Origin of the sequence: Nocardia sp. (assembly GCF_025465275.1) — a bacterium.
Lineage (GTDB): Bacteria > Actinomycetota > Actinomycetes > Mycobacteriales > Mycobacteriaceae > Nocardia.
Window position 1 is genome coordinate 1 of the sequence record NZ_JAODNK010000010.1, and the last position, 19820, is coordinate 19820.

The following is a 19820-nucleotide window of genomic DNA, read 5'->3' on the forward strand; positions in this document are numbered from 1 at the left end:
CCCGGGGCGGACCGGGTGGATCGGGCCACCACACATCAACCCGACCGGGATACCGCAGGTGAACCATGTTCACCACCCTCTCGAGCAGAAGGCCGCCGCCCTGGCACGCATCCGAGCCCGCAACGAACGGGAACTCAAACGCTTCCGCCAGTAGGTCTTCTCCACCGACCTGTTTCACCGCCGGACTCCAGCCCCGCCGGTGCTACAGGTCGTTGTGCGGGTTGGTTCTTCGGGTTCTTGGTCTTGTGGTTCTTGTCTTTTCGGGTTTTGTTCTCGAGAACGGGACCACAGCCAGTCCTGCGGCCGGTACCGCAGGATCCCCCGGTACTGCGGAAGGTAAATCGGGTACCCCTCCTGACGTGCCCAGCACGGCCATCTCGGGCTCTGCCCGCACCCGGGAACCCAATACCCCCCTCAGTCGCAAGAAACCCAGGTGCACCGACTTGTCGCGGCATCGAATCCCCTCAAAGCGGGCACCACACAACCCTTCTCCCGGACCACAGCAGGTGCATCCACGGCACAGACCCGATAACGACTGTGCCGCTGAGACACCCGCTGTTCCGTCCCCCGCATCGGACGGACTCGATGCCGAAACAGTCAGTGCACCTGGGTTTCTTGCGTCCGGGACACAGCCGGGCAGCAAAGGGGTATCGGCAAGGCCCGAGATGGCCGTACTGAGCATCCTGGAGTCGTCTCGATTGACCTCCGGCGTTGGCTTTCCAGCAATAGAGACCCACGTCGGGTACGGCACTCGGGGTTCCCGCACTTCTTCCTTGTTCTGCATGACACCGGGGGAGCAACACCGGACACAGCTCACACCAACCGCAGAGGTAGGTTGCAAACAGCACAGCCCACACGAACGAGGAGTGATCAATGCGGATCGCAGTAGTCGGTGGCGGTATCAGCGGCCTGGTAGCGGCCTACCGGCTCCGTAAGGCGCTGGGCCCAGCCCCGGAGCTGATCCTCGTCGACCGCAGCAACCGCCTCGGCGGCATCCTCCGCACCACAGACATCGAAGGCGATCCGGTAGACCTCGGAGCCGAGGCGTTCGTGGGTCGCCGCCCTGAAATCCCGCAGCTCATGCGGGAATTGGGCATCGAAGAACAGCTGGTACACCCCGCTGGTCGCCGACCCCTGGTTTGGTCGGAGGGCGCCCCGCACCCCTTGCCGGAGCACACCCTCATGGGCATCCCGGCGTCCCCTGACAGCATGTCCGGCCTGGTGGACGCCGAGACGGTCGCCCGCATTGCCGCCGAACCGAATCGGCCATTGACCTGGGAGCGCGGCAGCGATATCTCCGTCGGAGCACTCGTCGCGGACAGGTTCGGCGAACAGGTGGTCCGCCGGAGCGTCGATCCACTACTGGGCGGCGTCTATGCCGGCACCGCAGGCTGGATCGGCGTCCGGGCCGCTCTCCCCACCCTGGCCGCAGCACTCGATGCCGGGGCGCGCAGCCTCTCGCAGGCGGTCGAAGACGCCCTCCCCCCGCCGTCCAGCACTCCCGTGTTCGGCGGTATCCGCGACGGTTACCGCGTGCTGCTGGATGCCCTCCGCGCCGCAGCCGATGTGAAGGTCGAAACCGATACTCCCGTAACGCGACTCACGCGCACCGCCGCAGGCTGGCAACTCGACCCGATCGGCGCGGTCGATGCCGTAGTTCTGGCCACCCCGGCTCCCGTGACCGCCGAACTCCTGCGAGCGGTAGCCCCGCAAGCCGCTGAGCTGGCCGCCGGAATCGAGTTGTCGTCGTCTGCGGTGGTGGCGCTCGCACTCCCACAGGACACCGCGCTCCCCGACAACTCCGGCATCCTCGTCGCCACCGGTGAAGCGTTGCGTGCCAAGGCTTTCACGCTGTCCAGCCGCAAGTGGCCGCACCTGGCCGCCCGCGAGGTAGCGCTGGTCCGAGCATCCTTCGGCCGCTTCGGCGACGATTCGATGCTGTCCTGGCAAGACGAGCAGCTGATCCAGGCCGCAGTCGAGGATCTCACCACGGTGACGGGTGCCGACATCAGTCCTCTGAGCGCGGTCGTGCAGCGCTGGCCAGGCGGCCTCCCGCAGTACGCGCCCGGCCATACCGCCCGCATCGCCGAACTCCGCGCTGCCACAGCCGATCTCGATGGCCTCGCACTGGCCGGCGCGTATCTCAACGGCGTGGGTGTCCCAGCATGCGCAGCCTCCGGCACGGCAGCCGCCACCCGCATCGCCGAGCAGTTGGCCTGACAGCTACCGCTGCTGGACCGGCCAGGCAAATGGGCCCGACGGCTACCCCGACCCGACCGGACCTGCTACTGCTAATGGACTGACTGGGCAGGTGGGCCTGACAGCTACCGGACCGGTGGCCGGACTGCTGTCGCTACTGGACTGACTGGGCAGGTGGGCGTGACAGCTACCGGTCCAGTGGCCGGACTGCTGTCGCTACTGGACTGACTGGGCAGGTGGGCGTGACAGCTACCGGACCGGTGGCCGGACTGCTGTCGCTACTGGACTGACCGAGTAGGTGGGCCTGAGGGCTACAGCTACCGGTCCGGCGGCTGGACTGCTACCACTACTGGACTGACCAGGTAGTGGGCCTGACGGCTACCGCTATCCGATCGCGCCGGACGGGTACGCGGACCGCTTCCGCTACTGGATCGACCGGGCAGCTATCGCTACCGACGGGGCAGGTGCCGGGCCGCTACTGCTATCGGGCTGATCGAGCAGTTGGCTGCCCGCTGTTGCTATCCGACCAGATCGGAGGGATCGGTGTTCGCTCCGCAGATCACCACGGTCACCCGCTCGCCCGGCTCCGGCACATAGGCCCCCGACCGCAGTGCGGCCAGCGCCGTCCCCGCCGCATGCTCGACCGCGAGTCTGCGGTCGTCCCACAGGAATTGGCGCGCCGCGATGATCTGCTCGTCCGTCACCAGCACCGACCGCACGTCACCGGCGGCTGCGGCCGCGAGCGCCATTTCGCTGGTGCGTCGTGCGCCCAGTGAGTCGGCGGCGATGGAGTCGATCGGCACATCGACCGGATGTCCTGCTGCCAGACCGGCATTGAAGGCCCGGCAGTACTCGGGTTCGACGGCGACCACTCGAATACCGTGGTGCGCAGCAGCTGTCGCGACCCCTGTCAGCAGCCCGCCGCCGCCCACCGCGACGACGACCGTATCGGTATCCGGGGCCTGCGCGACGATCTCCTCCAGCAGCGTCCCCGCTCCGGCCGCAATGTAGGGGTCGTCGTAAGCGTGTGACCGCAGCGCTCCCGTTGCCGCGGCGTACCTTTCGCATTCGGAAGCGGCATCGGCATACGACTCTCCACCGGACATGACCTGTGCGCCCAGCGCCCGCAGCCGCGCCACTTTCACCGGCGGTGCGGAGTCGGGCAGGAATACCGTGGCCGCGGAATCGACCATGTGCGCGGCCCACGCGCACGCGACTCCCGCATTGCCGCCCGAGGCGATGGTCACCCCGACCCGGGGCAGCAGTCCCCGTTCCCGGTGCGCCAGCATGAAATTGACCGCACCGCGGGCCTTGAAGCTGCCGGAATGCTGCAGGTGTTCGAGTGCCAGTCGCCACTGCCGGCCGCCCTGGCCCGCTTCGTCCGGGGTGAGCACGATCGGTCGCACATGTGCCGATATGCGGTCGGTGGCCGCCTTCACGTCGGCGTAAGTCGGATGCACTGCACTTCCTTCGCTGGATCGCTTCGGGCGGGTCGCTGGAGCGGATAATTACACTGTAACTTACGCTGGTTTCATGCCAAGGACCTCGAAGACGCTCGAGCAGGCGACCCCGGAGGCGATCGCCCGCGCCGGGTTGGCGATCATCGAATCCCACGGCGCCGCGCAGCTCAGTTTCCGTGCCATCGCGTCGTATCTGAAGGTCTCGCACACCACGGTGGTGCGGCGCGGCGGCGGCGATCTCAATGGCCTGCTCGACCTGCTCGCGGATCATCTCGCCGCCGATCTGCCCGATATCGCCCCGGGCTCGCTGCCCTGGGCGCAGGCCACCGAGCAGCGTTTCTGTTCCTGGTACGCCCTGATCGCCGCCCATCCGGTGCTCGTGCTGCTGCGCGAAAGGCGCCCCCTGCTCGGCCCCCGCCTGCTGGCTCGACTGACCGAACCCCAAGTGGCCGACAATCTTTCGCTCGGTCTCGACGTGACCGATGCCCTCCGAGCGTATCGGGAGATGTACCTGTTCACGCTCGGTTGCGCCGCACTGGTGGAGCACGCGGATCTGAAAGCCGTTCAGCTGCGCACCCGTACGCACCTCGCCGCCCTGGATCCGGACGAGTATCCGCTGCTCTCAGCGCATATGAACGCCGTCGCTGATGCTGTCACCTCCGAGGATCCGTTCCGCGACGGCCTGCGCCGCCTCATCGACTCCTGGGCCGCCACCGCGCGCTGAGCCTGTCCGAATCCGCCGGGTCCGCTGCCGCCGCCGGTGCGGTCGAATGGCACGATGGGGGCATGGCGCGACTCGACTACAAGTCCCTGAACGACACCATCCGCTACCTAATGTTCTCGGTGTTCCAGGTGGAGCCCGGTGTGCTGGGGGAGGATCGGGCGGCTGCCATCAAGGAGGCCCGGGCCTTCTTCGATTCGCTGGAAGAGCGCGGGGTGGTGGTGCGCGGGCTGTACGACGTCGCCGGTATGCGCGCCGACGCCGATTTCATGATCTGGTGGCACGCCGAACGGATCGAGGATCTGCAGGCCGCCTACTCCGATTTCCGCCGCGTCACCGAGCTCGGTTCGGTCTCCAATCCGGTGTGGAGCAATGCGGCCCTGCACCGCCCGGCGGAGTTCAACAAGAGCCATCTGCCGGCATTCCTGACCGGCGAGGAGCCGGGCAACTACATCTGCGTGTACCCGTTCGTGCGCTCCTACGACTGGTATCTGCTCCCGGACGAGGAGCGTCGCAAGATGCTGGCCGATCACGGCAAGGCCGCCCGCGGCTACCCGGATGTGCGCGCCAATACCGTGGCGTCGTTCGCGCTCGGCGACTACGAGTGGATCCTGGCCTTCGAGGCTCCGGAGCTGCACCGCATCGTCGATCTCATGCGTGATCTGCGCGCCACCGAGGCGAGGTTGCATGTGCGCGAAGAGGTCCCGTTCTTCACGGGCCCGCGCGTCGAGGTCGAGCAGCTCATCGCCGCTCTGCCGTAGAAAGTATCGACGCCGCCGCAAGTAACCGTCTGTTAGCCGGGCCGCTGCCCGGAAAAGTTGGGGCATGCACGAAACCGTGTATGCCCCATAGTGTTTCTGCGACTAGCTTGTTGCGTCGTCCGAGGGGTGCAGTCGCAGCGAGATCGAGTTGATGCAGTACCGCTTGTCCGTGGGCGTGGGGTAACCTTCGCCCTCGAACACGTGGCCCAGATGGCTGTGGCAGTTGGCGCACAGCACTTCTACCCGGTGCGCGCCGAGCGAGTCGTCGGCCCGCAGGATGACTGACTCCGACTCGGCCGGATCGAAGAACGACGGCCACCCGCAGTGCGAATGGAACTTCTCACCGCTGCGGAACAATTCGGCGCCACAGGCCCGGCACTCGTATATGCCGCCGGTTTCGGTATCGGTGTATTCCCCGGTGTACGCACGTTCGGTGCCGGCCTCCCGCAGGACGCGGTATTCGTCCGGGCTCAGCTTGGCTCGCCATTCCTGAGGGCTGAGCTGAATGCGCGGTGCCGGTAGCGAGGTATCAGCGTCGGAACTCATGGCTCCACGCTAATACCTTGCTCGCGAGGATGTCCGGGTCAGGTTGTGACCGTCTCGGGAACAGCGTGCCGGGCGTGCCCGTTGTGCACGCTGGCCTGGTCGGTCGGGGCGGTCTCAGGATGCATCCACGCGGGGTCGAGCGTCTTGCCGACCTGCAACCGTCCCTCACGCCGCGCGGCCAGGTAGCGGTCGCCGAGCACGCAGAACGCCACGATGAGCAGCAGTCCCCACCCGAAGGTGACGCGCAGGTAGTCGAGCATCCGCCCGACGCTCTGCCAGCGGTCCGACAGCCACTTGTCGTAGGACATGAATCCGAATACCGCCACCCAGGCCGGCCAGTTCCGCATCACCGAATTGCGTTGCACCACAGTCATGAGCATCGGGATCAGGAACATCGAGTAGTACATCTGGCCCAGCGACCCGAGCAGCATGGTGCCGCCGAACAGAATGCCGGAGGTGGTGCAGATGAAGAAGACCTCGTCGTCGCGGTAGTACCGGTACAGCAGCCACAGCGTGATCAGCACCGCGACGCCGAGGACGATCCGGATGATCCAGGTCAGCCAGTCCGCAACGCCGTAGTACCCGGCATTGCCGACGATCGCGCTGTTGAAGTAGTCCCGCGACTCCGTCAGGTACGGCAGCGTGTGGCTCCAGAACTGGCTGTAGTCCACGATCAGTGGCCAGGCGAGCAGGTTCAGCACGACCGGAGTGCCCAGCGCGGTAATCAGCACCTTCCACTGCCCGCGCGCCAGCGGGATCAGCAGCAGCGGGGCGACCAGTGGGCCCTTCACCGAAATCGCCAATCCCAGAGCGACACCGGCCCACAGATCCCGCCGCTTCAGCAGCAGGTGGAAGAACGCGACCATCGCCATCAGCAGGCAGCCGTCGATATTGGTGAAGACCAGTGTGTTGACCACCGTCTCCGACATGAACATGGCCAGCAGCAGCGCCGGTGCGGCGACCGAGCTCACGGTGAAGTTGAACAGCTTCAGCAGCAGATACCAGGCAACGATAATCGCGGCGGCATTGAGCAGGATGAAGCACCAGCGGGACTTCTCCGGGTCGATGATCGCCAGCGGCGCGATCATCAGCGTCCCGCTCGGCGGGTACAGGTAGTGCGGGTCGGTCGAGGCGAAGTTCGCGCCGTAGATCGCCTTGTGGTTCAGGAACGCCAGCGATGCGTTGTACACGGGCTTGAAGTCGTCGGTGATCGTCACATTGACGGCCTTGATGAAGACCCGGTTCAGCACAGTCAGGACCGCTAACGGCCACAGAGCGAAGTTCAGGACCTCGGCGGTGGTGCGAGCGGTGCGGGGCTCGAGCTGGCGAAGGAACACTCGGGCACGGTACACCGAATACCCCGGTCACCGTTGCGCGGACCCGCCGCGACAGGTTCCGTCAAATGCTGGCGGGTCGTGTCGTTCCGGAGCGGCGGCCGAGTAGAACCAGCTAGGCCGGGCAGGCGGTGCCGTCCTCGGGCAGTGTCGCATCTTTCAGGTAGTCGGTGACAGCCTGCTGGACACATCCGGAGTGCGCGAAGGCCGGGTGCCCCCAGCCCTGCCATTCCACGGTGGAGGTGCGCGCCCCGGCCGCGCCGAGCGCGCCCGTGACGGTGGGCCGGCTGTCGACTCCGGCGACCGGGTCGGCGTCGCCGCCGACCACCAGCACGGGTCGATCGAACTTGTCCGGCATGGCGACCGCGGTGGCGCTCGGCCAGGCCGAACAGGCCATCAGATCGATGGCGGCGACCCGGCCGAACACCGTGTACTTGCCCGCCCACTGGCTCACGAGCTCTTTGGCACGGACCGGGGTGGTGGGTTGCTGATTGTCGCTGCAGCGGTTGACGAATTCGCCGTCATTGGCGACGGCCGCGGCTTGGCGCAGCACGATCGGCGTAATCGGCCCGCGGTCACCGCGCCCGAGAGCCGAAAGCGCATCGGCGAATTCGGTGAGTTGCGGGTTCTGCAGCGTGCGCGGATCGCTGAGGTAGCCGTTGAGCGTAGTGACCAGCGCCGCTGCCGACAGATCCCCGAATTCGCCGTTACCGGCCCGATTGACCAGTGTGAGGATGGCGGCGTGCGGGTCGCTGCCCAGTGAACAGTTCAGTGCCGCACAGCGTTGCGAGAATCCGGTCAGTGCGGCCTCGGCCCCGCGCACCTGCTGCTCGCTGCGCCCGATGGCGTCCAGACCCACCGCCTGCGGCGAATCGAGCACCATCCGGCCGAGGTGATCGCCGTACTTGTGCGCATAGCTGAGCGCGACGGTCGCACCGCTGCCGGTGCCCATCAGCGCGATGTGATCGACCTGCCAGGTCTTGCGCAACTGGTCGATGTCATCGGCGGCGTGCGCGGCATCGAAGGTCCCCTGCGCGGGGGACAGGAAGTCCAGGCACGCGATGGTGGCGTCCTGGCTGGCCTTGGCCACCGCGTCGACGGGATCGGTTGTGCCGTGCGTGAATTGGGCCTGATCGGTGAGCGTGCGGCGAATGTCGTCGGTCAGGCAGCTGACCGGCTGCGAGCTGCCGATACCGCGCCGATCGATGGCCACGATGGGCCGCGTCGCCAGCAGCACTCCGGCCGGACTGGCCGCGAGCCCCGCCAGCGTGGCGGTGGAGGCGCGGTCGTAGCCCGATGTCAGCACCAGCGGCACGGCATCTTTCGGGGTCCGGTCATAGCGGGCGCGCATGGCCGCGGTGCGGAAATTGCCGCCGACCCCACCCCCGGCATCGACCTCCGTGCTGAATTCCGCGCATTCGAGAATCAGTCCCTGCGGCGGTGCGCCCAGTGACAGCAGGCTGAAGGTCGGCGCGGTGCAGTCGTGCCACGCCAGATCGGTCTTGGGCAGTTCGGGTGCGGGCGGGGCGGCGGGTCCGGGCGCGGCGGTGACCGCGACCCCCGCTTGATGGGGGCGTTCCACGGCGACGGCGGGCCGGTCGGAGGGCCCGGCGCCACAGCCGGTGGTCACCAGGATCGAAAGTGTGGACGCCAGCAGAGCGGCCCGAGTCCAGCGCATGCGGTACAGCCTGCCAGGTCCGGCGTCCGGTTTCAGCTACAGGGTGTGATGGCGCACCCAGCGCGTCAGGATGGTGCCGTCCTCGTCGAAGAGCAGATGGCGGCAAGTCATGGGCGTGGGCATGGCATTGGGGGACACGGCGATTCGCCGTTCCGTCCCCGCGACCAGCATCGGAGACAGTGTGAGGCACAGTTCGTCGACGGCCTGGGCGACGATGAGATCACCGAACAGCGCGGGCCCGCCCTCACACAGGACCCGTCTCATCTCGAGTTCTTCCAGGGCGTTGCGTAGCCCCTCGGCGGTGACGCTGGTGTCGCCGGCTTCGATCACTTCGCCACCCGCATCGGTGATCGCCTTCTTCCGATCGGCGGGTGCGGCGGCGGTGGTGAAAATGATCGGCCGCGCACCGGTGTCGGTGAACAGCCGGCTGGTCGGATCGAGGTCGGCGGAGGCGGTCACCACCGCGATGCGCGGCGCCGCGCCGGTCGGGTCGCCGCCGAATCCGTGATGGTGCAGCCGCATGCGCAGCTGCGAATCCGTATGTGCCGCGCCGTATTTCTCCGCCCGCGCGGTGCCCGCGCCGACGACCACCACATCGGCCAGATCCCGCAGGATCTGGAAGATCTTCTTGTCGGCGGGCGTGCCCAGACCTCCGGACCGGCCGTCGATGGTGACCGCCCCGTCGATGCTGGTGACGAAGTTGACCCGAATCCACGGCGCCGAAGGCCCGGCCGGGTACGCGTACAGCGCCAGCAGGTCGTCGTGGTTGAGTTCTGTGAGCTGGATCGCATTGGGCATACGCTGCATGAGAACCGATTCCACCACGTAACTACGCTGTCGCCGTGCAACAACGCCTTGTCGATCGCCATCCGGAGGTTCCGGCAGACCAGCTCGTGGCGCAGATGGTTCCCCCGCCGACCTTCGACGAGGTGAGCTTCGCCAGCTACATCCCGGATCCGAAGGAGCCGTCGCAGGCGGCTGCCGTGCGCGCGGCGGAGGATTTCGCCGTCAAGGTCACCAAGCTGCATCAGGCTGCCTCGAAGAAGCCCCTGTTCGGCAAGAAGAAGCCGGTGTCCGGCATCGGCCTGTATCTGGACGGTGGCTTCGGCGTGGGTAAGACCCACCTGCTGGCCTCGATCTATCACAGTGTGCCGGGGCCGAAATCCTTCGGCACGTTCGGTGAGGTGACCAATCTGGTCGGAGCGCTGGGCTTCAACAATGCCGTCGACCGGCTCGCGGCCAATAGCGTGCTGTGCATCGACGAATTCGAGCTCGATGATCCCGGCGACACCATGCTGGTCTCACGTCTGCTCGCGGAGCTGACCGCGCGTGGTGTGTCGATCGTCGCAACGTCGAATACCTTGCCCGGCCAGCTGGGTGAGGGCCGTTTCGCCGCCTCGGACTTCATGCGCGAGATCAAGAAGCTGGGTTCGCTGTTCGAGCCCATTCGCGTCGACGGACCCGACTACCGGCACCGCGATCTGCCGCCCGCCCCGGAGCCGACCGCGCCCGAGCATCTGTCCGAGAAGGCCGCTGCCACACCGGGTTCCACGCTCGACGATTTCGATGCGCTGCTGAAGCATCTGAGCACGCTGCACCCGTCCAAGTACAACGCGCTCATTCAGGGCGTGTCGGCGGTGTTCATCTCCGACGTGCACACCGTGACCGACCAAGCGGTCGCTTTGCGTATTGTGGTCTTGGCCGACCGGCTCTACGACGCGGGGACTCCCGTCACCGTATCCGGAGCCAAGTTGGACCAGATTTTCTCGCAGGAAATGCTCGATGGTGGATACCGCAAAAAGTATCTGCGTGCCATTTCGCGCCTGCTGGCGCTGTCCCGGTTCGAAACCCCGGCGGCCGCTTCGTAATCCGTTCGTCCCGTTGTCCGCTGCGGGATGCCTGCCTGGCCGCGTGTGCCGGGTGCTCGAGAAAGGGAAGTTCGTATGATCCGACCTCGTCTGCTCGGCGCTTCGCTGGTGCTGGCCTCCGCGCTGTCCTTCGGCTCGCTGCCTGCCATGGCGCTGGCCGACCAGCCCGCGCCCGCCGCGGTGCAACCGCCCGCGGCCACCGGCAATGTGGTCCTGAACATCGCGGACCGCTCGCTGAACCTGCAGGGCGTGGTGAATGCCCGGGACGCCGGCGGCTACAAGACCGCCGACGGCCACACCGTGCGCACCGGCCTGGTGTACCGCACCGGTGATCTGAGCAAGTCCACCGATGCGGACCTGGCCGACCTGACGAGCCGCGATGTGAAGGCGGTGCACGATCTGCGCACCAGCTACGAGCAGCAGTTCATGGGCGTGGACAAGGTTCCGGCCGGCGCCACCGAGTACCACAACGACATCATCGGCCAGGCCCCGCCGCAGGTCATGGCGTCCACGCTGATGGCGGGCACGGACCTGTACCGCGCGTTCATCACCGCGCCGGGCGCGAGCCAGGGCTTCTCCGACGTGCTGCGCGATATCGCCTACAACGACGGTGCCGTGCTGTTCCACTGCAGCGCCGGCAAGGACCGCACCGGCTGGACTTCGGCTGTGCTGCTGACGATTCTGGGCGTCGACCACGACACCGTGCAGTACGACTATCTGCTGTCGAACTACTACCGCGGCGCCAAGGACGGCGACATGCTGAACGGCGTCACCGCCTCGGCGCTGGCCGCGGCATTCGACCAGGTCAACCAGAGCTACGGCAGCTTCGACAACTACGTGCACGAGGGCCTGAAGCTCACCGATGCCGATGTCTCGGCCCTGAAGGCGAAACTGCTGTCCTGACACCAGCTTTCACCATCTGACAAACGAAAAGACCAGGCCGGAAACCACTTTCCGTCCTGGCCTTTCGCGTACTCCTCGCTTCGGCACGACTTCAGGCGTAAGCCAACCCTGTCAACTTCAGGCGTAAGCCAACCCTGTCATCCCGGCATGCTTTTGGCTGGGATCAGCACAGGCAGCAGGCGACCTCAGCTGGCTTCGGCAACCTGAGTTCGCTTGCCCCGCAAGCTATACAGTTCCCGAGCCCGAGCCGGCGTAATCGTCTCCAGCGCCGTCGGCTGCTCACCCGAGAGATGCTGCTTCAGAATCTGCCCAGCCATCGGCGCGATGAACGGCGCGGCCGTGAGCAACCCGAACGACCCGAACAGCGTGAACAGCCACACAATGATCTTCGCGGGCAACTTCACCAGCGGGTCGGAGATGCGAGGCACGTTGTAGCGTCCCAGCTTTCGCATCCACATCGGGGTGAGCGCGGAGGTCGTGAGCGATAGCACGATGCTGCCGAGTGCGTAGATGATCCCCGCCCCATTGCGCGGTGAAGTACGCAGCAGCTGGTGCATGCCCTCCTCGGCGCGGACCGAGCTGCACAGGCGCGGCTTCACGCGCTCGAAGTAGGCGCGGACCTCGTCGCGGGTGCGCGGCACATCCTCGGACTTGCAGGTCTGCAGTTCCGCCGCGATCGCGCACTCTTCCCAGTAGCGCAGCTCGTCCTCGGGGCTGAGCGGTCCGGGCCCGTACACCTCGTAGGCCTTGAGTACCGAGTGCCAGCCGGTGATGTGGATCCACAGCTGGGTTTCCGGGCTGTTGGCGGCGTACCGCTGTCCGGTGATCGGTTCGATCCCGGTCAGCGGGGCGTGGATCTGCATGAGGTGCTCGGACGCCTGAATAGCCGTGCGACCGTCGCCGATCGCGACGAGCAGGAAGTACGCGAAAGTGTGGTCGAGCCGCTCCCGCGGGTTGGTGTAGATGCGGCGGGTATCGGCCACCGCCGCGGTCAGGAACGGGTCGAAGTGCTCGAGGACTACCGCGCGCTGGAACCCGATGACCGCGGTCGGTGCGGTCCAGATCTTCCAGCTCGGGGAGCCGGGCCCGAAGAACCCGTAGTCGTCCCTGCGAAGGGTGGTCGGATCGAAGCCCATCGGTTCACTCCCTTGTGCGCTGCCCGCCTCAGCGGCGAATACAACGCCACCGTAGCAATTGGTCGCGTGGAATACAACGGTCGCGTAGGATTTCCTCCGGAAGGCGAGTCGGCGGAGGTGTGACAGCAGTGACGGAATCGGGTACGGCGACCGAACGGCCGAGGCGTCGGTATGCCCCGCGCCTGCCACCGGAGCAGCGCCGGGCGCAGCTACTCGACGCCGCCTTCACCGTCCTGACCCGGGTGGAGCTGCACGAACTCAGCATGGAGGCGGTCGCGCAGGCGGCGGGCGTGGGAAAACCGGTGCTGTACACCGTGTTCAAGACCCGCGCCGATCTGGTCGAGGCACTGCTCGAGCGTGAGCGCGAATTGGCGCTGGAGCAGGTTGTGACCACGCTGCCGACGGATCTGCTGGGCGCCGACCCGGTGGTGGCGGCCTCGTCCGCGGTCGAGGCGTTTGTCGGTGTGGTGCTGGCCAATCCGACACGCTGGCGCTTGATCCTGGCGAGCCCCGGCAGTGCGCCCGCGGAATACCGTGCGGCGCTGCGCAGCTCACGCACCGGCATTTTCGAACAGGCGGAGGCGCTGGTGCGCATGGGCGCCGCGCTCGATCCGCGCTGGGCCACAGTCGATTCCGGCCTGCTCACCAATTCGCTGCTCACCGTGGCCGAGATGCTGGGCGGGCTCGCGGTCGGCGAGCCGGACGAGTATCCCAAGCGGCGGGTCGAAGGTTTCGTCCGCGCCATCGTGCAGCTACTGAGTGGTGGGCGCGAATAGTCGTTTGACGGTCGCTCCGGCTCGGGTCTCCGGCACTGGTGGAGGATCTGGAGCCGGCCTTGACCGGATATGCGGGTGCGGTCGTCCTGGTCATTCACGACCGCAGGATGCGGGCGCAGTTCCGGGGTCGACGCCTGGAAATGGTTGCGGCGCAGAACCTTCACCGCGCAACGTAGCCGGGGTGCGGTTATTCAGGGCAGTTCGCCGATCGTCTGAATGATCGCCCACGCTTCGTCCTCGGGCGTGGATGTCCAAGGGGCGGTGGGTTTGTGGATTCGGAGCGAGGCGATGCCGTGCAAGACGCTCCAGATCCGCAGTGAGAGTGTGCGGTCGGCGCCGGCGCCCGCGACCTGGAGTAGGTCGGCGAAGCGATCGAGGAGATCCAGGCCCGGTCCCGTGCCGGAATCGATTGCGGGATCGGGCCGTTCGAAGAGCAGCTGGTACGCGCCCGGGTAGTCGCGGGACCACTGGAGGTACGCGCCGATCAGCGAGCGCAGCCGTGCCGCAGGTGTGCCCTCGCCTGCTTCGCCGGCGTCGAGTGCCGTGCGCAGCCGCCCGAACAGCTCCTCGGTGACGGCGTACATCAGCGCTTCTTGTGAGGGGAAGTGCATGTACACCGCGCTGGGCGCGACTCCACTGGCGCGGGCAATGGCCCGCAGCGACGGCGCGGGCAGCGCCTGCGGCTCCAGCAGCAGGTCGATAGCGGCCGTGACCAGCTCTCCGCGCAACTGCTCGCCTTCGCCGCGTACCCGTCGTGGTCGCGCAGTACTCATCGAACCTCCTTGACAGCGATCGCTGAACAGGTGTTAAGTTTAACTCACTGAACACCCGTTCACCTTCAGGAGAAGATCATGGATCAATGGAACGGTTCGACCGCGGTAGTCACCGGCGCGAGCAGCGGCATCGGGGCCGAGTTCGCCGCCGCACTAGCCCAGCGGCAGTGCAATCTGGTGCTCGTCGCCAGGCGCGAGGATCGGCTGCGTGAACTCGCCACCCGCATCGAGGGCGAATACGGCGTCCAGGTGCGAGTGGTGAGCGCCGACCTGTCGCTACGTTCGGAAGTGGATCGGCTCGCGCAGACCCTCGCCGCGTCCGGCACCCCGATCGACGTGCTGGTCAACAACGCCGGATTCGCCACCCACGGTGGGTTCTCCGACCAGGATGCGGCCCGGATGAACGACGAAGTCGCCGTCAATGTGGCTGCGGTAGTGGCACTTACGCGAGCATTGCTGCCGGGGATGGTGTCGCGCGGCCGCGGAGCCGTCGTGAACATCGCCTCCACCGCGGCATTCCAGCCCATCCCGTTCATGGCCGTCTACGGTGCGACGAAGGCGTTCGTCCTCTCGTTCACCGAGGCGCTGTGGGGTGAACTGGAGGGCACCGGAGTCGACGCGCTGGCACTCTGCCCGGGCGCGACCGATACCGAATTCTTCGATGTGGCAGGCGAAGCCGCGAGCGTCGGCAAGCGCCAGACCCCGGCGCAGGTCGTCGCGACGGCCATGCGCGCACTGGATCAGCGCAGGCAGCCGCCGAGCGTGGTGTCCGGCTGCGCGAACCGCTGGTCGTCCCGGCTGCCGCTCCTGCTCCCGCGCCGGGCGACGATTCGGGTGACTCGAAAACTGGTGGGGGCCAAGTAATCATGTATGCCCTACAGCCCAGCTATTTCGACGATATCCCGGCAATGCGCCACCATCTGCACAGCGAACGTGTGGTCTCGGCGTCGGCGGAGCGCACCTTCGCAGTCCTCGCCGCCGGTGAGGGCCAGCGGGAGTGGGCGGACCGCTACCGGGCCACCACCTGGTACGGCGCAGCTCCGCACGATGCCGCCACGGTGCGCGACATCCACCTGCGCTGGATCACGGTCCGGGAGCGCTTCCTGGCGTGGGAGCCCGGTGTCAGGTTCGCATTCTCTACCGATGCCATGTCGATTCCCCTGGCGCACAGGATGATCGAGGACATCACCTTCGAGCCGGTGGACGCCGATCATTGCAAGCTGATCTGGCAGGTCCACCTGGATCCGGCCGTAGCCCTGCGCCCCATCGAATCCCGGCTGGTGCGAACAGTTTTCAAGCCGATGTTCGAATCCTTCGCCGCCGGCCTCGCCCGCTATGCGAGCGCGCACCCCGCCTGACCGTGCAGCGGCTCAGAACTTCCGCTGCATGACGTAATCCTGGTGCAGCTGGGAACCGACGGTGAAGGTCTTGGTGCCCGCGATCTCGAACCCGTGTTTGCGGTAGAAGCGCTGGGCCCGCGCATTCTGCTGATTCACGCCCAGCCACACGCCCGCGCGGCCGGCGTCGCGAACCTGATCGAGGGCGGAACCCATGAGCGCCCCGGAGACTCCATTGCCGTGGTGTCCGGGCAGCACGTACATCTTGCTGATCTCGGTGACCGGGCGCAGGTCGATCAGCGCGGCGACATCAGGATTGGCGGGGTCGGCGGCATGTAGCAGCGAGTAGCCGACGATCTGTGTGTCAGCGACCGCTTTGAGCACTACGCGATCCGGGTCGGCGAGGTAATCGCCGAAGCGCGCGGAGGACAGCACGTCGTCGATGAAAGCGGCGATATCGGCGGGTGTCGACTCCGGCGGACAGGCCAGCGGGAACGTGACGGCCGCGACTTCACCTAGCTCTGCGGCGTCGGCGGGTGCCGCCCGCTCGACAGTGACTGGGAAGTTGCTCACCCGTCCAGTGAAACATGACCGGCCACCGGTTGCGCTGTGACCTCTGCCGCTCCCGTGCGGGTGTGGAAGGCCCGCGCACAGCCGATCAGCACGACCGCGAAGATCAGCGGCACCACGAATCCGGCGCGCAGATTCGAGGCGTCCGCGATCACGCCGACCACCACGCCGCCGACGATGGTGCCGCCGTAATTGAAGAGGTTGAGCCGGGCGATAAGGGCATCCAGGCCGCGTCCGCTGGTGAGCTGTCCGGCCTCGCTGAAGCAGAGCGGCACGATCAGCGGCAGGCCGATACCGGCGACCAGGAATCCGGCAATGGCGGCAATCGGGACGGGTGCGGTGACCACGACGAGCAAGCCGATCGAACCGACGACGGCCGCACCGCGCACCACCGCGCGCGGTCCGAAGCGCCGCACCCACAGATCGCCGGTGAGGCGGCCGACCAGCGACGCACCCTGATAGGCGGCGAGCGCCAAGGCGGCCGTCGCGGACGAAGACAGCAGCACATCGGTGAGGTACAGCGCCGACCAGTTGCCGACCGCGAAGTCGATGGCGAAGGCGAGCGCCACGATGACGCCGAAGGCCAGGAAGATGCGCAGGGGCACCGCTGCGGTGGGCTCGGGCTCCTCGGGTCCGGCCTCGGCCTGCTGGGTGCCGAGCAGTCGCGGTCCCGCGAGCAGCGCTCCGGCCAGCACCACCAGCACAGCCGTCAGGATCGAGATGCGCAGGGATACGTGCAGACCCTCGAAGGCCGCGACGAACAGCGCGCCGGTGATCGACCCGGCGCTCCACGCCGCATAGAACGAGGACAGTACGAACCGGCCATAGCCGTGTTGAATGAATACCGCCTGCATATTGGTGCCCGCGTCGACGATGCCGACCGCGAGGCCGTACACGCCCAGCGTCACGAACAGCACGATCTTGTTCGGAGAGAACGCGACTCCGACACCGGCCGCCGCGATGAGCAGCAGACCGATGCGCAGTGCAGTGCGACTGGAGAAGTGCAGCGCGATCTTCTCGGCGGTAATGCTGCCGACGCCCGCGAGCAGTGAGAGAAGCGCCACTGCCGCCACGATCAAGGTATCGGTCAGGCCGAACTTGTCACGCTGCTGCGGCAGTTCGGTCAGCACGACGGCCAGGAAGAATCCCTGCAGCGCGAAGGCCACCGAATTCGCGGCACGCGCCGCGCGGAGCAGCGGGTTCGTGGTCTGCGGGGGGAGCATCCCGAAAGAGTAGCGGCGGCAAAGCAGTCCGGCATCCCGGGCACCGGTAACAATCCACGCGGCACTTCATCACGTACCGCTCGCGGTTGGATAACGAATCTTGCCGCTTTGCTGCCGAGGGGGCTGTGCACTGCGGCACTCTGGAGGTACGGCGTGGGCCGGTGGTTTCCGGGTACATCGGGAGCGGTCCATGGAGAAGTGGCTGGGGCGGTGATCGTGTGAGCACGAGGCGAGTGGCAGTTCCGCGCGGGCAATCGGTGGCTCTCGCCGATCCGGAACCGAATCAGAAATCGGCGGTGACGGATTCGCGCGGGCACCGGCCGGCGGACCGCTGCCGGGAACCCGGCTGCCCGGACTGCCGCTGGGACGAACAGCGGCTGAAGTTCTGGCTACGCGCCCGGCTGCTGGCCGCCGGCGTGGAGGATGTGCAGGTCGATGCTCCGATCGGAACGCTGACCCCAGATCTGCTGTGGCGCATGGACGATCGTGTATGCGCTATCGAGGTATCCAGTGCACCACCGGATTTGGCTCGCGCGAAGCAGCTCACCGTGGCACTGCGCACCGGTGGCTGCAGCGAAGTGCTATGGATCACACCGCCCGGATTCTGGACGTCGCAGCTGCCCGCGCTGGGCCTCGACGACTTCGCCCCCGCCTCCTGCGACTATCGTGCGCTGGGCGGCCTGCTGGCCGCGGGCCCCGGTGGGGTGGTGTCACCCAGCCAAACCGCCTGTGAATTGCGGGAGTTCATCACAGGATGGGTCGCGCAGGAGCTCGCGTACGGCTTCCGCGACGAGCACACGGGAGGTTGGGCGATGGTGACGGATTGGGAACGGCACACGCGCACACAGGCCACGGTCATCGCACGGCAGCGCCAGGAACTCATGAACCAGCGCACCGCACTTGCCCTGGCCCGCAAGGCCACCCGCGACAAGACCAAGCAGATGCTGAGACTGACCGGCCGCCTGGAGCGCGCCGAAGTATCAGCCCAGCAGCAGGCCGACGACCTGGCCCAGGTCCGCCGCCGCCTCGCCGATCACGCCCGAGTCGACGCCACCCTCCGAATCACCGTGGCAGCCCAGAAAACCGCACTGGCCCACTGGCAACTCATCTCCTGGTTCGCCGTACTGATCATCGTCGCCTTCATCGGTGCAGGCATCCTGATCAAATAACCCCTCGCAGCCCAAAACCCGTCATCCCGGCATGCGCTGCCCCGTTATTCGGGCACACACTCGCCCGTCATCCGGCATGTCTTTGGCCGGGATCCACAGTGGACCCCGGCCGAAAGCGCACCGGGATGACGAGAGTCGGTCCAGGTCCAGTCCAGGTCCGGCAGGTCGGCGTTGGCGGCGAGTGGCCCGCAGCGCGTGCTAGCGGCTGAGCCGGAACGGCCCACGGTCCCAACGCCATTGGTGCCGCAGCACCATGGCGGCGAGGTCCAGCAGCTGTATGCCGGTCTCGTCGCGATACCGGCGTAGCTCCGTCCAGTCGACCGGCCCCTTGGCCAGCCGGTTCCGCAGCATGTTCTCGTGCCGTGCCGCCACATCGTGCTGTGCGAGGTCCGTGACGCCCCAGTCGGTCCCGGTCCACACCAGCCATCCCCAGCCGTGCGCATGGGCATAGGCGCGTCCAGCGGTCGATTTCACCCGGTTGACGTGAAAGGCGGTGTGGCCCAGTGGTATCACGTCGATGAGTACAACCCGGCCATCGGTGAAGCGGACGGCAGCGGTGGGGTAGTGCAGTCGTTCGCTCCCGTCGATCTCGTAGCCGATTTCGACCGGGTACTCCTGAAAGGTCTCGACCCGTTCGCTCCCGTCGAGCAGCCGGAACAGCCGCGCCTGCAACCCGGTATCGAAAGTTGTTTCCCGGCCGAGTTTTTCGGAGTACATGAACCCGCGCCCGTCATCGCCGAGGTCGAGCGTCCGGGCCGGTGTTGCGGGCAGCGCATCGGGCGTCCCGTCGCCCCATTCGACCCGATGCAGCCAGGGATTCCAGACACCCGCGGGCACCTCGTCCGCTTGCTGCGGCGGCAGCAGATGCCACCGTCCCTTCTGCTGCCAGCCCGCAATGCGCTGGAACACGAAGCCCGCCAGCCGTTTCGATTCCTGCAGCTCGTGCCCCGCGAGCCGCAGTTTCAGATACGCGCGGTCCTGTGCGGCGATATCGCTGTCGGTGGCATAGGTTTCGGCGAGCAGCGTGCGGACGAGCCGCTCATCGCTCCAGCCGACCGGATACCGCTCGGTGAACACACCGAGATCATGCACCCCCGTGTTCTGCGCCTGCCGCACCATATTCCCGACCGCCCGGGTGTACAGCTGCCGCGCCCGATCCCGCGATACCCCGAACCGCGCGCCGAGCAGCGTGAGCGTCTCCGGCGGCTCCCCGTCCAGCCCGAGCCGGCAGGTAATGAGCTCACCTTCGCGCGGCCGATCGACGGCCTGCTCACCGGCCATCGCGGCCAGCACCTCGTCGATATCCTCCAACCCGAAGGAGATCGCTTCGCGCTCGCTCGTCCGCTCACTACTCGTCACAGTGGCC

The 19820-nt window shown here is 66.9% G+C and carries 19 protein-coding genes; 9 read left to right on the top strand and 10 right to left on the bottom strand.

All coding sequences use genetic code 11. The features are described from left to right. The first annotated feature begins 873 nt into the window (after positions 1 to 873). Entirely contained in the window at positions 874 to 2220 is a 1347-nt protein-coding gene (locus JWN03_RS02840; RefSeq protein WP_297609233.1) for a protoporphyrinogen oxidase, read from the top strand. Positions 2221 to 2717: 497 nt separating this feature from the next. Here JWN03_RS02840 and JWN03_RS02845 read toward each other — a convergent pair whose 3' ends face one another. Beyond that, a complete protein-coding gene (locus JWN03_RS02845) occupies positions 2718 to 3659 on the bottom strand; it encodes a threonine/serine dehydratase (protein WP_297609236.1) in 942 nt (313 codons plus the stop codon). Positions 3660 to 3732: 73 nt separating this feature from the next. Here JWN03_RS02845 and JWN03_RS02850 point away from each other — a divergent pair, with 73 nt between their 5' ends. Together JWN03_RS02850 and hemQ are read left to right on the top strand one after the other, a co-directional pair. Further along, a complete protein-coding gene (locus JWN03_RS02850) occupies positions 3733 to 4383 on the top strand; it encodes a TetR/AcrR family transcriptional regulator C-terminal domain-containing protein (RefSeq protein ID WP_297609239.1) in 651 nt (216 codons plus the stop codon). 62 nt (positions 4384 to 4445) lie between these two features. After that, positions 4446 to 5141 (top strand): hydrogen peroxide-dependent heme synthase, encoded by a 696-nt coding sequence (gene hemQ, locus JWN03_RS02855; RefSeq protein WP_297609242.1) that lies wholly within the window; start codon positions 4446 to 4448, stop codon positions 5139 to 5141. 102 nt (positions 5142 to 5243) lie between these two features. On the opposite strand, the gene msrB is transcribed toward hemQ, so the two are convergent. The 4 genes from msrB to JWN03_RS02875 form a co-directional block, all read right to left on the bottom strand. Beyond that, a complete protein-coding gene (gene msrB, locus JWN03_RS02860) occupies positions 5244 to 5687 on the bottom strand; it encodes a peptide-methionine (R)-S-oxide reductase MsrB (protein WP_297609245.1) in 444 nt (147 codons plus the stop codon). A gap of 38 nt (positions 5688 to 5725) precedes the next feature. Further along, positions 5726 to 7024 (bottom strand): glycosyltransferase family 87 protein, encoded by a 1299-nt coding sequence (locus JWN03_RS02865; protein WP_297609248.1) that lies wholly within the window; start codon positions 7022 to 7024, stop codon positions 5726 to 5728. Between the two features lie 112 nt (positions 7025 to 7136). After that, positions 7137 to 8699, bottom strand: coding sequence for an alpha/beta fold hydrolase (locus JWN03_RS02870; RefSeq protein ID WP_297609251.1), 1563 nt, complete (start codon positions 8697 to 8699; stop codon positions 7137 to 7139). A 36-nt stretch (positions 8700 to 8735) separates the two neighbouring features. Beyond that, complete coding sequence (locus JWN03_RS02875; protein WP_297609407.1) at positions 8736 to 9506, bottom strand: pyrimidine reductase family protein; 771 nt, start codon at positions 9504 to 9506, stop codon at positions 8736 to 8738. A gap of 35 nt (positions 9507 to 9541) precedes the next feature. Here JWN03_RS02875 and zapE point away from each other — a divergent pair, with 35 nt between their 5' ends. Both zapE and JWN03_RS02885 read left to right on the top strand, forming a co-directional pair. Then, on the top strand, positions 9542 to 10567 hold the full coding sequence (gene zapE / locus JWN03_RS02880; RefSeq protein WP_297609253.1) for a cell division protein ZapE: 1026 nt from the start codon (positions 9542 to 9544) through the stop codon (positions 10565 to 10567). Positions 10568 to 10642: 75 nt separating this feature from the next. Continuing rightward, positions 10643 to 11470, top strand: a complete 828-nt coding sequence (locus tag JWN03_RS02885) for a tyrosine-protein phosphatase (RefSeq protein ID WP_297609254.1) — start codon at positions 10643 to 10645, stop codon at positions 11468 to 11470. 185 nt (positions 11471 to 11655) lie between these two features. Here JWN03_RS02885 and JWN03_RS02890 read toward each other — a convergent pair whose 3' ends face one another. Further along, entirely contained in the window at positions 11656 to 12606 is a 951-nt protein-coding gene (locus tag JWN03_RS02890; RefSeq protein WP_297609256.1) for an oxygenase MpaB family protein, read from the bottom strand. Between the two features lie 128 nt (positions 12607 to 12734). On the opposite strand from JWN03_RS02890, the gene JWN03_RS02895 reads away from it, so the two are divergent. Further along, complete coding sequence (locus JWN03_RS02895) at positions 12735 to 13382, top strand: TetR/AcrR family transcriptional regulator (protein ID WP_297609258.1); 648 nt, start codon at positions 12735 to 12737, stop codon at positions 13380 to 13382. A gap of 191 nt (positions 13383 to 13573) precedes the next feature. Here the strand turns inward: JWN03_RS02895 and JWN03_RS02900 are convergent, their stop codons facing one another. After that, positions 13574 to 14155, bottom strand: coding sequence for a TetR/AcrR family transcriptional regulator (locus JWN03_RS02900; RefSeq protein WP_297609259.1), 582 nt, complete (start codon positions 14153 to 14155; stop codon positions 13574 to 13576). Positions 14156 to 14233: 78 nt separating this feature from the next. Between JWN03_RS02900 and JWN03_RS02905 the strand changes: the two genes are divergently transcribed. Together JWN03_RS02905 and JWN03_RS02910 are read left to right on the top strand one after the other, a co-directional pair. Then, positions 14234 to 15019: an SDR family NAD(P)-dependent oxidoreductase gene (locus JWN03_RS02905; RefSeq protein ID WP_297609261.1), complete on the top strand. Its 786-nt coding sequence runs from the start codon at positions 14234 to 14236 to the stop codon at positions 15017 to 15019. 2 nt (positions 15020 to 15021) lie between these two features. Then, entirely contained in the window at positions 15022 to 15513 is a 492-nt protein-coding gene (locus JWN03_RS02910) for an SRPBCC family protein (protein WP_297609263.1), read from the top strand. A 12-nt stretch (positions 15514 to 15525) separates the two neighbouring features. Here JWN03_RS02910 and JWN03_RS02915 read toward each other — a convergent pair whose 3' ends face one another. Both JWN03_RS02915 and JWN03_RS02920 read right to left on the bottom strand, forming a co-directional pair. Next, positions 15526 to 16065, bottom strand: coding sequence for a GNAT family N-acetyltransferase (locus JWN03_RS02915; protein ID WP_297609265.1), 540 nt, complete (start codon positions 16063 to 16065; stop codon positions 15526 to 15528). Next, a complete protein-coding gene (locus tag JWN03_RS02920) occupies positions 16062 to 17285 on the bottom strand; it encodes an MFS transporter (protein WP_297609267.1) in 1224 nt (407 codons plus the stop codon). Before JWN03_RS02920 ends, JWN03_RS02915 begins: the two co-directional genes overlap by 4 nt. A 218-nt stretch (positions 17286 to 17503) precedes the next feature. Here JWN03_RS02920 and JWN03_RS02925 point away from each other — a divergent pair, with 218 nt between their 5' ends. Continuing rightward, positions 17504 to 18454 carry a hypothetical protein gene (locus JWN03_RS02925; RefSeq protein WP_297609269.1) on the top strand — a complete coding sequence of 317 codons (951 nt, stop codon included), beginning with the start codon at positions 17504 to 17506 and terminating at the stop codon, positions 18452 to 18454. A 198-nt stretch (positions 18455 to 18652) separates the two neighbouring features. Here JWN03_RS02925 and JWN03_RS02930 read toward each other — a convergent pair whose 3' ends face one another. Next, positions 18653 to 19813: a hypothetical protein gene (locus JWN03_RS02930; protein WP_297609271.1), complete on the bottom strand. Its 1161-nt coding sequence runs from the start codon at positions 19811 to 19813 to the stop codon at positions 18653 to 18655. Positions 19814 to 19820 lie beyond the last annotated feature (7 nt).